The 14,210-nt window shown below is 47.3% G+C and carries 11 protein-coding genes and 1 pseudogene; 4 read left to right on the forward strand and 8 right to left on the reverse strand.

What is annotated here, in order from left to right; all coding sequences use genetic code 11:
• The first annotated feature begins 98 nt into the window (after nt 1–98).
• Nucleotides 99–530, forward strand: coding sequence for a GNAT family N-acetyltransferase (locus LCH65_RS01800; protein WP_003431571.1), 432 nt, complete (start codon nt 99–101; stop codon nt 528–530).
• 15 nt (nt 531–545) lie between these two features.
• On the opposite strand, the gene LCH65_RS01805 is transcribed toward LCH65_RS01800, so the two are convergent.
• Together LCH65_RS01805 and LCH65_RS01810 are read right to left on the reverse strand one after the other, a co-directional pair.
• Nucleotides 546–1,631, reverse strand: coding sequence for a GGDEF domain-containing protein (locus LCH65_RS01805; protein ID WP_345945902.1), 1,086 nt, complete (start codon nt 1,629–1,631; stop codon nt 546–548).
• Nucleotides 1,632–1,832: 201 nt separating this feature from the next.
• Nucleotides 1,833–2,011 (reverse strand): annotated as a pseudogene (locus tag LCH65_RS01810) (chromosome segregation protein SMC); the annotation flags it as partial.
• Between the two features lie 863 nt (nt 2,012–2,874).
• Between LCH65_RS01810 and LCH65_RS01815 the strand changes: the two are divergent.
• The 3 genes from LCH65_RS01815 (at nt 2,875) to LCH65_RS01825 (ending at nt 5,804) form a co-directional block, all read left to right on the forward strand.
• Nucleotides 2,875–3,396 (forward strand): hypothetical protein, encoded by a 522-nt coding sequence (locus tag LCH65_RS01815; protein WP_226439085.1) that lies wholly within the window; start codon nt 2,875–2,877, stop codon nt 3,394–3,396.
• A 2-nt stretch (nt 3,397–3,398) separates the two neighbouring features.
• Nucleotides 3,399–4,610 carry a DGQHR domain-containing protein gene (locus tag LCH65_RS01820; protein WP_226439086.1) on the forward strand — a complete coding sequence of 404 codons (1,212 nt, stop codon included), beginning with the start codon at nt 3,399–3,401 and terminating at the stop codon, nt 4,608–4,610.
• 396 nt (nt 4,611–5,006) lie between these two features.
• The gene (locus LCH65_RS01825; protein ID WP_226439087.1) at nt 5,007–5,804 is read left to right on the forward strand and encodes a hypothetical protein; all 798 of its coding nucleotides are present in this window, start codon (nt 5,007–5,009) and stop codon (nt 5,802–5,804) included.
• Between the two features lie 319 nt (nt 5,805–6,123).
• Here the strand turns inward: LCH65_RS01825 and LCH65_RS01830 are convergent, their stop codons facing one another.
• From LCH65_RS01830 to LCH65_RS01855, 6 genes are all read right to left on the reverse strand, one after another.
• Nucleotides 6,124–6,489, reverse strand: coding sequence for a DndE family protein (locus tag LCH65_RS01830; protein ID WP_226439088.1), 366 nt, complete (start codon nt 6,487–6,489; stop codon nt 6,124–6,126).
• Nucleotides 6,486–8,498 carry a DNA sulfur modification protein DndD gene (gene dndD, locus LCH65_RS01835; protein WP_226439089.1) on the reverse strand — a complete coding sequence of 671 codons (2,013 nt, stop codon included), beginning with the start codon at nt 8,496–8,498 and terminating at the stop codon, nt 6,486–6,488. The genes LCH65_RS01830 and dndD overlap by 4 nt, the downstream gene beginning before the upstream one ends.
• On the reverse strand, nt 8,495–10,021 hold the full coding sequence (gene dndC / locus LCH65_RS01840) for a DNA phosphorothioation system sulfurtransferase DndC (RefSeq protein WP_226439090.1): 1,527 nt from the start codon (nt 10,019–10,021) through the stop codon (nt 8,495–8,497). The genes dndD and dndC overlap by 4 nt, the downstream gene beginning before the upstream one ends.
• Entirely contained in the window at nt 10,018–11,100 is a 1,083-nt protein-coding gene (gene dndB / locus LCH65_RS01845; RefSeq protein ID WP_226439091.1) for a DNA sulfur modification protein DndB, read from the reverse strand. The genes dndC and dndB overlap by 4 nt, the downstream gene beginning before the upstream one ends.
• 246 nt (nt 11,101–11,346) lie before the next feature.
• On the reverse strand, nt 11,347–12,957 hold the full coding sequence (locus LCH65_RS01850; protein WP_226439092.1) for an ATP-binding protein: 1,611 nt from the start codon (nt 12,955–12,957) through the stop codon (nt 11,347–11,349).
• Entirely contained in the window at nt 12,957–14,150 is a 1,194-nt protein-coding gene (locus LCH65_RS01855; RefSeq protein ID WP_226439093.1) for a DUF262 domain-containing protein, read from the reverse strand. The genes LCH65_RS01850 and LCH65_RS01855 overlap by 1 nt, the downstream gene beginning before the upstream one ends.
• Nucleotides 14,151–14,210 lie beyond the last annotated feature (60 nt).

Here is a 14,210-nt window from a genome sequence, read left to right on the forward strand (position 1 = left end):
TACGGGTTGATAGGCAGACTCTGGCGGCGCTGTCATCAAGGCATCAAGCGGCTCTGCTAACCTGTCCAGCCCATGAGACTGCAGGCCAGGCTTAGCCCATGATCACGATTCGCCGCATGACCCTGGACGACTACGACGCGGTCATCGAACTGATGCGCAGCACGCCGGGCATTTCCCTGCGCGACGCCGATTCACGCGAAGCGACCGCACGTTACCTTGAGCGCAACCCCGGCATGAGCTTCGTCGCCGAGGCAGGCGGCGCCCTGTGCGGCTGTGTGATGTGCGGGCACGACGGACGCCGCGGTTATCTGCAGCATCTGATCGTGCTGCCCGAGTATCGCCGGCGCGGTATTGCCCATGAGTTGGTTGAACGCTGCCTTGAGTGTCTGGACGCGCTGGGTATTTACAAATGTCACCTGGACGTCATGAAGAGTAATGAAGCGGCCGGGCGTTATTGGCACGGGCAAGGGTGGACGTTGCGGGAGGATATCGATCGGTATTCGAAGGTGCGGCGGGGCGGGAATGTTTGAAGGGGGAGACGGGCGCTACGCATGCGTAGGCGCGTCAACTAATTGCATCGCTTGATTCTGCTTTGTCGTGCTGGCAGCGCTCGGTGAAACTATCCTGCCTTCAAAGGCGATACATTTTCTGCCACTGCGCTTGGCGTGATACAGGTTCTCGTCAGCCTCTTTCAACAGGTCATTGAACGTTTCAACCCGCGACAAACTTGCAACACCGCCACTGAATGAATAGGGCACTTGAGCCGTTTCATCCTTTTGCGTGAGCATCAATAACTCTTCCAGTGCGTGTACAGCGTCTGTGGCGTTCGCCGCCGATAAGATCACACCAAACTCTTCCCCACCCAAGCGCCCAAAAGCGATTCGCCCCTTAGTGTCTTTGAGGCGTGTCGCAAAACTTATAAGGACATTGTCACCCACCTCATGCCCATGGGTGTCGTTGATACTTTTAAAGTGATCCAGATCAAGCATGGCAAACCACAACGACGACTTTTCAGCGGACGCCAGCGCAGTATTCAGACTGTCAACCAGCGCACGGCGATTGGGGGCGTGCGTCAGGGTGTCGGTTTCGGACAGTTCCTGATAGCGGTCCCTGGCTGCCATGGTCTGCATGATCAGGCTCAGGAAGGTCGCATTCAGGCAGCCGCCCAGCAAGGTCGAACTGATCAGGAACACATAAAACAGAGGCTTATGGCCCACGCCGATGGCCGTCAGGTCCGTGTGCCACATGATCAACCAGATCAGCGCAGTGGCGGCGATGTAATCAATAAACTTGACGAAGAACACGCTCATTCCCGTGATGAGCAGGGAGGTGACAACCAGCCCCCACATCGACGCTTGCTCGTCCATGCGTTCGATCTGTTCATTGAACAGAAATGTCAGTGACGCCATGTAAATAATGCCGAACAGACGCCACGCCAGCATGCTCCTGCTATTGGACGTGACAATGATCGACAGCGTCGCCCCCGTCAGCGCGCAACAGATGAATACATCCAGCGATCGATCAATGGACGGATTCAGGCACCAACTGATAACCCAACTGAAAAGACCGATCAGTTGAGACAGCTTCAAGGGTATGAAAATAGAGTTTTTCAGGTTTCTTCTTTGCGGCATGTGCAGTTTTCCATACTTATGCCAGCCGAACCATTATCGACGGCACACGCCTTGGTCGAGAGGGGTGATGATATATGGCCACTATACGTGATTGTCAGATGGGGGGGCATGGCCGCTGGTCTTGCTGTGGGCGGCGCGCGCAGGCCTTGTTGAATGAGGGGCAGGGCAGCGGCCAGTCTGTTCTACAGTTGCTTGCGCATTGCGCGAGTCGAAGCGCCTTTTCAGCTCTTTGTACTTGTCGCGCAATTCGCGCTCCTGGGCAGGCCTAATGGACTGCTCATTTCCAGCGCGGCTTCAAAAGGCAGCATCTGGGTATGCAACTGGTCAGCCTCTTTCAGCAGTTGATCGCGGCGGTCTTGCCGTTCTTGGATCTCGTTCATGTGTCTGGTCTCTGTTCAATTCGATTGGGAGTTGGTTGTGTGGCTGGCGAGGCCGGGAATCAGCTGGCGCTACCTCGATCAGCGGGGAGGCACTCAGGCAGTCCGCCCACAAAAAAAGACGCCTTAGGACGTCTTCATTTGCAATTTGGTGGGCCGGGGTAATCTGAATGGAAGCAGTAACTTACTGATTTATTTAGTTAAATTTGTTTTTTATTTTTGCCTGGAATACCAGTTGGAATACCGGTCAGTCGAAAATTGCTTCACCGAGGATTATTCAGGATTTCCAGTAGAGTAACGTCCGGTGTAAGAAATGGTCATTGCCGGAAGTGGCGCGAATATTTATGCGCAGTAGGTGCTTTTTTAGGTACTAACATCGCAGTCGATCCGTATCCCTATAGAGAGAGGAGGTTCCTGATCCGTTGGAGGCTAGACCTCAGTTGGGTAGCAACCCCCAGTGTAGCTTCGAGAAGGTCGTTTGATTTGTTTCCACTCACGCCATCGAAACACCTACAAGCAAACGGGATCTCGGCTTTGAGCCATATTCTCGCTATTTCAACCAAGCTATCCCTCATCATTTTCGACCTTTAGCGCGGAACGTAAGGTTCTTTTTTTGTTTTTTGCAAGTCAGCTGAACCGCAAGTGCCCAGTGGGCCTGAGTGATATAGCCTTGAGTGATGGTATGTTGCTACTATCAGTCGTTCGGATGGCCGAATTTCAAGGAGAATCACATGCCCTGTCTCAAAGCACCACTGTGGAAAAACCAAGCATTTTTGATGAAATAGTCTCGGGGTCGATAAGCGATCCAGTGCGATTCATGCCTGATCGATGGATTTAATGTTTCAAATAGATGAATGGATCGGACGATGGATGAGAATGAAAGCAATTATTGGTACCAATTTAGAGCTGCGCTTGCATCACGGTCAAAAGACCCTTGGGGGCACCCTTCTTTCGTGATGTTCTTTTTTGTAGGTGTTTTGTTTTTTGGCGGACTTGGAATATGGGTGGAGATAGTGCGATTTAGTGTGCTTCTATCCGATGAGGCCAGTTTTAAAACTATCTGCTTTGCGATAAATGTTTTTTATCCCTCATTAGGCTGTGCATCAATGCTGCAGTTTATCCTGGGGGATTATCCGAAAATGCTCCGTGCGTTAGGAGTATTGCTCTGCTTGATTTTTGTTGTTGCATGCGGATCAATTGGGTTTCTGCAGTTGTACACTCCGTCTGGTTTAATTGTGGAAATTATACTCTCAGCTCTTGCGTTATGGTGCTGGTGGATAGCCAACGCAAAGAATCCTGATTTCCTAGAGCCGAACCCAACAGCTGCATCTGGACCCGCAGATGTGAGCACTCCACTCTCAGGCACTTTAGATGGATTTAAGGTATAAAAATGAATAAGGTAATTACCTATCCGTTGACGGTGCCTGCGCTGCAGGTCCTTCAACCTCTTGGAGTGTTTTACGTTATATCACTCCCCGCTAAGATAGTTCTTCAAGTTGCTGAAAGTGAACGGTTGCGAGCGGTCTATTCTAGCGAAACAGGAACTTACCACCTAGAAGGTACCCAGCGGGAGAGACAAGAAAAGCGACTGGACTCAATTACGGATTATATAAATCGATCTGATGCCGCCTTCCCCAATGCGATAATATTAGCCGCTAATAGTCGATCAGATTTTGAATTGGATAGTGACGGCCAAGATGACCATGGAAGCGAGCAACTAGAATGGTCAGTTTCAAAAGGCGCGAATGGGGGCTATGAGCTCACTATTCCATCGGAGGCTAAAACTGCCTCAATAATTGATGGCCAGCATCGTCTATTCGGATTCGTAAACGCAAGCCCAGAGCGGCTCGAAATGGATTTGGTGTGTGCAGTATTCATAGATTTGCCGCTGCCTTTTCAAGCGCAGCTGTTCGCTATAATTAACTCCACGCAAAAGCCGGTCGACAAGAGTCTGACTTATGAGCAGTTTGGCTATAACATTGATGATGAGACTCCAGAGTTTTGGACCCCGGAAAAGCTTGCAGTTTTTTTGACCAGAAAACTAAGCACCGAGGCCGGTTCTCCTGTACAAGGCAGAGTATTAATAGCGCCTAAAAAAGATGCGCATCTATTAGCGCTATCTTTAGATCGCTCTTGGCGGGTGTCAACAGCCGTTATAGTTGAGGGCGTTCTGAGACTTATTTCCTCTAATCCTAAGCGTGACGCTAATTTCATGCTCACAGGGAAAAAAAGTTCTAGAGAAAAGCTGGTGGAGTCTCGTAAAGATAAGTCGCCTTTACGCGATCTTTATTTGCAAGGAAATGATGCTCTAATATATAAAGTTGTAAATAATTATTTGACCGCCTGCGACGCTGTATTTTGGAGTGTGGCTACAGACGAGTCGTTTATTACCAGAACAATTGGGGTGCAAGCTCTACTGGATCTACTCCGGTTGACGGTCGTAGGTGCTGTGGAAAATAAGGATATCAGTGTCGACTATTTCATAAAGGTTCTGGCGCCCGCAGGAAACATTGATTTTTCAGATGTGAAGTTTAAGAATGCATCAGGCTCCGGGCGCTCGATAATTGCGCGATCAATTAAGGATGCTATAGGCTTGACATAATAATTGGTGCGCTTGCTTCGATTGCGTTGTTCGATGTAAGCGATATTCTGTTATAAAGCTAACCAATATTGCTTCCATAGATTCAGGGCTGGAATTTGCCGATAAGCAAGAGATTCAATGGCTATGGAATGGAGTGTTATATTTTTGAAACTGGTTTTTAACAGTAAATATCGCTTGAAACCATGAGTTAACTCAAGCGCGTTTTGTGTATTCGAGGGCTGGTAGCGTACTCATATAGGAATTCTGAGTTTTTGGTTCTCGGAGATTATGCGTTGGTTTGAATTTGTGTGATTCGACGGTATCTGCATTTTTATATGCTACAAGCTACAAGCTACAATCGTATAGGTGTATTTTGGTTGAAACTGTTGATATCTGGTTTTGATAGGGCGGTGAGTTATGAATGATTTGAGTTTGAAATCTATAGATGCTCATTGTGCGGCAATAGTCCAATTGTTTATCCACGGAATGGAATTCGATTACGATGGGGAGTGGTTGGAGGGCATCTCAATGTTAGGGATTGCTTCGGGAGTAGACAGTGTTAACTATAGTCGCGAAAGATTTGATATTACGCTAGGCTATTGTGAATCAGCGGATGATTTTTCAGAACACCAGGAGATCTTAGAAAGCAGGCTCGTAACGTCTCTGTGTAGATTTAATTTTATCTGGTCGGCGGTCGAATCTATCATCGATGTGGCGGTACCTCGTAGGCTGATTGCTAATCCGCCAGGGAAAATTAATAATGCTTGTTATTTTCTAAAGCATAACGCAACTTTTAAGTTCGGATTTTCATCTTATATTGTTTGTCTCGATAAACTTAAATCCTTGATATTTCATGAGTCACATTATGGTGAATATATAGGAGGTGGTAATTTTGGTGAGCATGTCTCTTTGGCGGGGCAAGGAATTTATATGGCTTATAAGTTGCGTAATAGGTTGGCTCATGGGTCGTTAGGGTTTCCTATTACTAAGCAAGAGGATGAGAGTCATGTGGATAATGAAATTGTAGAACTTTGTAGTCGGCTAGTTTTGTACTCTATTCAGATTATGATTATTGCATGCCATCGGGACTCGGTACCTAAAGTTATTTGGCATGGGGAAGACGTAGATTTAGAACTTGCGTATACTCATGTGCAATATGAAGGATGGCTGAAAATACTGGAGGATGTAATGCAGCTGGAATTGGTTTTTAATTAGGTTGTCAGTATCTAGATAGTTTTTAGTTGGCTGTTTTTGTGCGATTAGTTGTTGTGTGGAAGGCCGGGGTACAAGAGGTTTATCGACTTTGAACACGTTTTTATTCCCGACCGTTGCGTGCGCCAGTATGCAGCGTGGTAGGGTGCACGTCAAAGTCGAACAAAATTCAAAGCAGGAGTAGTATTGATGAAGTTGCACAAATGGTACTCTTAGGTTTGTTATTGCTCGCACAAACTAAACCTAAGAGTTCTTTTCTAAAATGTGAGGTGAAGTTGAGTTTTATATGTTAGGCAACTTTATCTCACCCGCTAGACTCAATTCAGGCTTTTACAGTTAGTAAAGCTACATCTTTAATAGAGCGCACATGTCCCATTTTGTGCAGGCCTACCTCAATCAGAGATGCTACATGCCTGACGGGATCCCAGACCAAATCGCTTTGATGTGTGAATTGTCTGAGCAGCGCTTCGTAAATATCCAAGTGCTCACCAAAAAGGGTGGGAGCATTGAACTCCTGTCCTTCTAAATCCGATACGCTGGCATTGCCTAAGCCATTTTCATCGGCCAGCGCAAGGGCGATTGCGTACCGGCTCAAGATATTAGGGGTTAGGCCAGTCTTGGATTTCAGATATTTTAGTTTCGCGCTCGACGAACTGGATATCTTGAATTTATGCGGAAATGTATTCATGCGTTATTAACCCACCGCCAGAAATATCCTTCCTCGGCTCGAGTGGACCGAGTTTCTGGGTTGTATACCAGATGATAAGAGTGCGAAATGCTTCCCTGTAGGCCTTCATAGAAGGCGTAATCAATTTCCGTATCCGTCGAGAGAATGATGACTTGGTGACTTGTTTTAGGGAAATAATTTTCCACGAGCTTTTTCCGATGAACCGAGTCCAGTCGACCTAGTGGTGTGTCGATCACAACTGGCAGGCTTCGCCCTGAAGTGCGGGCCAGCGCTTCCAAGATAGAGATCGCAAAGATTTGCTTCTCGCCCGCTGACAGCTCTTCTTTACGAAGTATTACGCCTTCATCGTCGATCAGTACGACCTCGAAGGTGTTCGGATCGATCTGAATACTGAGATTCCGATCATCTTTGCGAGCCAGGCCATTGAATGAGGTGTAAAACTGCGACTCGAGCTCTTTGAGTTTTTCGATTCGAGCGCGAGTAGAGAACTCTTTCAATACATCTTTGGCATTCTGTGCAAGACCGGTCAGGCGCTCCTCTTCCTGGGACTCCGCTATTTCGGTGTAGAGATCGTCTAACTGGCGTGCAGCTACCGACAGACGTGCGAGGATGGCCTTTGCCTCTTCAGCCATTACAGATTTCTGCTCCTCAAGAGCGGAAAGCCGTCCTTGTAGCTGCCCTTGTTCGTTAAACAGTGGGATCAGTACTTTTTCGTCGGGCGCTCTAGCGATATTTTCCCGGGCGGATTCGATCTGGATATCGGTTTCCTGAAGCGTCATCACTAAGTCAGCAGCACGCTGTTGGAGCGAGCCAACATCGTTCTGTAGGCGATGAGTGATGCTGAATCGTTGAGTATCCGAGAGCTCATGTACTGGAGCTTGTTGTTCAGCGCTGTTCGAGACCTCTGAGCCGAATGTCCTCAGAAATATATTTTGAAGGGCAGGGAGCTGATCCTTTGTTATAGCGAAGGCCGATTCGACTTCTGCTAGAAAATTGCTCTGCTGACGTTGCAAGTATTCGGAGAGTACCTGTGCTTTTTCCGCGCGTTGCTCAGCGTCTATTTGCGCTAGCAGTTTCTCGTTGAGACTTTGAGTTATAGCGAAAGGTAGCAGGCCGCTGAGCATGTCATGCAGGGTGTGCTCTATAGCGTTTTTGTCGCTAACCAATGAATCGAGGTTGACCGTTTCCTCTTGCCTGGAGGCGCTCCAGGCGCCACCGCGTGCATTGATGCTCGCTTCGATGTTGCCAAGGTTCTTGTTTGCCTCGACAGTATTCACGCGCATGAGGAGAAGCTTTTCGCGTACTTCTGCCAGTTGCTCGTTCAGATCGTTATATGTCCGTTCTGCTTCAGCAATTTTTTGCTTGCGATCTGCAGAAGCCTTTTTGACCGAGCGCCCTCTAATGATAACGGAGAGGTCAGAGTGCAATCTATCGATGAGATCCAAGCCCAAAAGCTTGTTGATGGACTCACGCAAAGCATCTCCGGATGTTTCTTCGGCAAGGCTCGCGATTTTTTCACCGTCGAAGAAAAATAGCTCAGAAACGCCGATCGGGATCAGCTCGTTGAGAAAAGCTTGTGCCTGATCATAGGAAAGCTCGGTCAGGGGGTGTCCGTCCCTCGAAATGATCAGGCCTTCTTTTACCTTGCCAGTGTGGTCAACAAACCAATCACGTGTCAGTTGATAGCTCGAAATAACGCCATGTTGTGCATAGCGGAAGGTCAGCTCGACAGCTGCTCGCGTAGGCTTGGCGATGCTGTTGTGAGCTCTGTGTATGCATTCACGAAGATACTGATGGTACTCGGCAACCGTTGCGCCGGAGCCCAGTACGCCTTTACCGTACAAGGCAAGCTTCAGCGCACTCAGGATAGTTGTTTTGCCGCCGCCGTTTAGGCCGCCAAATAAAACGATAGGCGCATTTTTGCCTCTTTTGATCTTAGGAACCAGGTCAAAGTCGTGGGCGCCGCTAAACACTCGGAAATCTAGTACTGAAAGGGAGTCAATAATCATTGCAGCAAGCCATCTATGTCGGCTTTCAGAGATTCGAAAGCGGTCTTATACGTGTCGTTAACTGTAGGTATGGCGCGTCGTTCCATCGCTTCGTCCAATCCACCCCAGTCTTGCTCCAGGACTTTCTGCAGCTCGTCCAGAATGCCTTTTCGGCGCGAGAGCCCTGAGAACGACAACTCTGTATCTATGAGCTTCATGATCAGAACTGCTGGTACGCCGCGCTCAGCCTCGAGTGCGTTGAGAATGGCAGCATCAGGTTCAGTAAACGCGCCGGCATCATTTTTGATCCATTCGACCGTATCTTCGGGGTAAATTTCACCGTAGATTTTAGGAAGTGAATCAATCCAGTCCGGTTCATTTGGATCCTTCAACCACTGCTGGCGGATCACTTGCAACTCATCACGACCGATCAGCTCAATCTCGCGATCCGTTTCACGAATGCCTTTCTCAATTTCCAAAAGTAGCTTCAGCCACTCACGGCGATATTTCATCCAATACGGACCAGGTACATGTTTGGTGGCGGCATTAGAGTCGTCATCGATAGCCCCTCTTGCGAAGGTCACTTTGCCCGTACGACGTTTATAATTACGAAATTCGGTTTTATTTTCGGGCAGGGAGCTGGCGTGCAGTTGGTTACGGAACTGGAGTAGCGGTAGCATCCAGTCCTCTCCGCTGTCTACGAGTCCCTCGATCGCTTTGTCGTGTGTCACGACTGTGCATGTCCAGCAGCCGAAACGCGAGTTGCCGCACGATGGTGTATTGGTGTCGATGACGAGCGGGCATTCTCCGGCATTGGAGTCTTTGTAGAGCTCAAACAGTACTCGGTTAGAGCCGCCCCAAGGCCTTGCAGCACTCATGAGGTATTCCCAGACATCGTCGGCATGCCATAGCTCAATGGGCATATAGGTATACGCATTTGGCAGGGTGGTGTGCCGGCCTAAAGCAGATCCATCGATTTTGTGGCGTGTGATCACCTGCGCACGCGTGTTGCTTTCCTCACGTCTCGAGCCAAGCACCACCACGACTTCACCGAAACGGGCTACCTTGTCTTTGATAAACTCGCTAACCGGATCGATTTTCATCCGCTCTGTGCACCAGCGAAACGCCTTGGTCGGCGCTGGGTACCCCTTACCTAGGAGGTTGGCCCAGAACGTTTCTCCAACTTTAGGGGTGACAGAATGGGCTGTCATCGGAATCTGATCTGCAACGGCTTGAGCGTTCACCGAATCAAGCACTTGGCGGATCATGTCGACTACTACGGGTGTTTCTACTCGAGTGTCGGAGGAGACGACGTACACGTGCTTGTGGCGTTCCTCAGGCGGCAACATTTTTAGGGCATAGTAGGTGAGCGAAAGGACGACGGTAGAGTCCTTGCCGCCGCTGAACCCCACTACCCATGGGCGATTATCCGCCTTGTAGATGCTTTGAAGCTCACGGACAGCATCCGCTAGCGGCCTTCCAGAAATAATCGCTTCTTGAACGAAATCATCGTGCGATGGATAGAGGAATTGATCATTACTCATTGTTGAGGGAACCTATTTTCTAACTCGCGTTCAACCGTGGATAGCGGGACACCAAGTTTTTTCTTGATAAGACTTGCTGTGAGCGCCACGTTCGTTGTGGCTTTAGAGATCCGGCCGTGAACCATGGCGCGACCTTCCCACTCCGGGTTTGCTCGAGACCAATCGATGCTACGGAGCTGACTGATGGTTTTTTTCCATTCGGACTCTTTGCGGATAATCAGCTCAGCACCGACGAGCCCCATGGCTTGCAGCATCACGCCGTGGGCATGGATGTAGTTGTCTCGCAGTTCAGACGTCGACAGCTCTTTGTTTTTTGCCCTGATCCAGTCGGGCATCTGTAGAGAGACCTCTTCCCAGAAAGACTTCGCGAGCTCTCTCTCGTTTTGCGCGATGAGGTCACCTTTTCCCTTTTTCAACAGGACGCGGGACGCATTCTTGATGGCGCTGAGGGTAAAGAGCTTGGAGCTGCGAGGAGAGAGGCTGGACTTCTCCAGCTCAGTCATCCTGGAGAAGACTTCTACATTTTTTGCCAGATACCTGGCCAAATCAGAAATCTGGTCTCTGAGATCGTACAGGGTGCTGATTGAGTTGCTGGGCCGTACGGCATGCTTGTTAAGGTCGGCGAACATTTGCTGGCTGCGATTGAGCCCTTCATCGATAAAGAAAAGGACTGGGATGTTGTCGTGGCCAAGCTCTGGATTCTCACGAATTGCTTGCTCGATGGCTGCGCGGCGATGCTGGCCGTCGTTGATCAGGATAGGAGCATCCATGGGGATTGTGAGCGTTCCAATGCTTTGGCCTAGGCCTGTGTCGGAAGCAGGAGTGAATTGGACAACGCCGTCTACCGATGCAGTGATCGCGGACAGGGTGTAATCGTCGCGATTGTCAGTCAGATATGCTGATATCTCTGGGACCCTAGCAAGATTCAATGTGCGCTGGGCGCGTAGGTCAGGGGGCACATTTTCTTCGTTAAACATGAATATTTTTGGCACAAGACGCATCGGGCACATTGCGATATAGCATGGCCGCCCGGCCTGGATGCCCCTGACGCATGGGAAGGAGTGGATGAAAATATTCATGGTTCAGAACGTGTTTTTACTGTGAGTACGTCATTTTGCATATTTTTAACGTACACGCAAGGGTAGGAACGATTCTGAAGCTTCACATGAGCCTGGGAAAGCTGACCAACGAACTTATTCCTTTCTGATTATGTGCTCCCCCTTAGTTTTAAACTAAGGGGGAGCGATTTGATCAGTCGGTTTCGAAAAGGCAAATTTTTGGTGGGGTGCCTATGATCTTCACATAGCAACTTAACTATTGCTCAACTACACAAAAAACTGTGCGCCATCAAAACCAACTCTCGTTTCAAAATAAGGCTTTGAGTGCCCCGTGTAGTTGACGTTGCACAGATCTCTTGTCAAGTGCTCAGTAAAGCTTGGTGCAATAATTTCCATCTCGATCGAATCAGCGATGCGTTGCACAGCGGACTTTTCTTTACGTGCTTTTATAGCTAAGTAAAACTTTTTAGCCAGTGCACTATTTTCTGAAGATTGATACCACTTTCTAAGAATCGCATCAACGAGTTCGCGCTTGTTTTTTCTACACGCAGTCGCAATTTTGGCATAACGATCATGATGATCTCCATGACGGGAATCTTCGACTGCATCTCTAAGGCGATCGGCGTTGATATCTAGCCATTCAGCGATAACGTCTATGTTTGAATCTAATACGCTCCAAAGCTCTTGCTCGGGAGTAAGTTTTTGTGCGGAGGGTAACGCCGTGGTGTAAATGTGCTTGCCAAAGAGAGGTTTTATTTCTGCTGACTGGTCAGCATCTAAAACGGCAATGATTTCAAAGGGAGGTGCAGGCGTAGGCTCATAGTGCTTGACTATTTTCTCAATATTAGAATCACAACGCATCTGTATAACAGAAAAATCAGTAAGCATATCTGGATCATTTTTTTCTAGAATGTACTCAAGGAAAAATCGAGCTAGCTCGTCTTCCACAATATAGATGCCCAATGTATTACTAGATAGTCCCAGTGCTGATAGATACTTTCTCACATGCTTTGGGTTTGAGATCGCTGACCGACTTTCCATACAGTACTGTGACAGAATTCTGATGTTCTCAATCCCGACTTTAGAAAGAATGTGTTCTGAATGAGTTGATAGAATTACCCATAATTTTTGCGAGAAGGATTGATCGGCAATCAAATCCATCAATCTTAACTGGCTGTATGCAGAGATGAAATTTTCAGGCTCCTCAATAAGTAGTAGGCTTTTTGGTTCTATGTAGTGATAGATGAACCATGTAACGTATAGGCAAGCAAGCTCCCCCATCCCCATGTCGGTATTCGTATAGCTCGATCCATTAGGAAGTACTACCTTGAAATATGGAAACGGGAAGTTGTACTCATGCGGCATAGCGTCGGCGATTTCATAAAAAACTATTGACGCATAACTCTTGCCTATTAAGTTTTCAATAAGGGGTTTGAATTTTACATCGCTGAAAGACCGATTATCATCAATACCCTCTAACAGTTCTTCGACATTGTCAGTGTTTCTTAAGTATTCAATGATTTTAGTGCATTCTCTGGACGGCTCTAAATAATACGCATTAAAACCGCCTTGGGCCGACTCTTCGGGTGTGCACAACTTATTGTTCTTGAAGACCGAGGCTGTGAAATTTGACTCGCTGAATTTGCTGTGTGCTGTAACAACGTTGCCGTCCACGAATGCGGAGTACAGAAACTTGATTAACGTTGTTTTTCCGACCCCGTTTTTCCCACAGATGGCAGTAATTGCGGACTTGAAATCCAATTCGATTTCGCTCCTGAATCCGGAGATTCCGCGGACTTTAATATCTAAAAGCCGACAAGGATATTTTTCGACTTTCAGTACGTCGCGCCAGGCATCGCTAATGGCGGCTAATCTCATTACTCCATTCTCCATTTGGCTGCTGCATCCTCAATCAGTGTTTTTATTTCAAAACTGCCATTTCTTATTGATTCTACAATCTCAGAAATAAGCTCATCTTCCGCGAGGTATAGAGAGCGATTTTCGTATCCTGAAAGTGATAGGCTGATATTTATTATCAAATCGCGAATTAGGATGGAGCTAGTGGACGTAACGCGCGATGATGAGCGTTCAATATATAGAAGCAAAAGCTCGCGCAAGGCGCCTCGATCGAAGCCGAAATATTCTGCGAGATCTTTGTCGAGCTGCAAGTTGTTTTTTACTTTGTTTTTTGCAAGCTCAAGGTAAATGAAACCTTTAAAAAATCTGTCGTCATTCAGATCTCCTCCATCAATCAACTCGCTAGCTAGTAGATAGAGCCAGTTAAATGATGAAGCTTTCGTTAGGTTTATATCATCCTCGCTGGAAATTAAATTCTCTTTGACTTGAACGAGGAAGTCTATGGCTCCTTTAATGGACTCAACAATTTCCTGTGAGAAACCTTCTTTGTTTCTAAATCTAGCGGTAAGTGCTCGGTCGCTTATTGGCGTTCTTAGTCCGGAGTTCTCGAGAATGAAACAAACTCTTGTCAGGAGGTCGTTGTACGCCATTCGGGAGTTGGAAAATCCAAGTACCGTTTTATCAATTCCTTGCTTCGCCATATATGAGACCAGCGACGAAACCTGATCTCTTATGCTGCCAAAAAAAGCATTTCGCTGTTCTGCTGATGTTAGTTTTACCGATTGGTTAAGGCGATGAAATAACTCGCCTGGCTCGCCATGATTGTAATGGGTTATTTCATAAATTTTTAAAAGATATCTTTGGAATTCGATTTTTTTATCTTCAGGCAAGTTTGAGTACTTAAGTCCGCCAAGCTCTACAATGTCGTCATCTAATGGCTCGATTGCACCATCGATAGCAAATTTGTTTTGCATAAAATCTCGAATGGCTGTTAGGCGCTGCTGACCATCTAGAACTTCTGCTTTGTGAGCGTCAATACGTACTAAGTGAATTGGTGGAACTTGCCATCCGCGAAATATCGAGTCGATAAGTAACTTTTTTTTGTTTGAGTCCCATACCTCGCCTCTCTGAAAGTCGGGTCTCAAGTCAATGTTGTCTGAAATAATATCATCAAAAACGCTTTTTATCTTCTCATCTCTAGGTGTTACGTTCATTGGGTTACCTAATTTAGATTATTCAGCTTGTAAGAATTAAAATTTCCAGAAGTAAAAATC

It is taken from the genome of Pseudomonas sp. MWU16-30316 (genome assembly GCF_020515645.1).
Classification (GTDB): domain Bacteria; phylum Pseudomonadota; class Gammaproteobacteria; order Pseudomonadales; family Pseudomonadaceae; genus Aquipseudomonas; species Aquipseudomonas cerasi.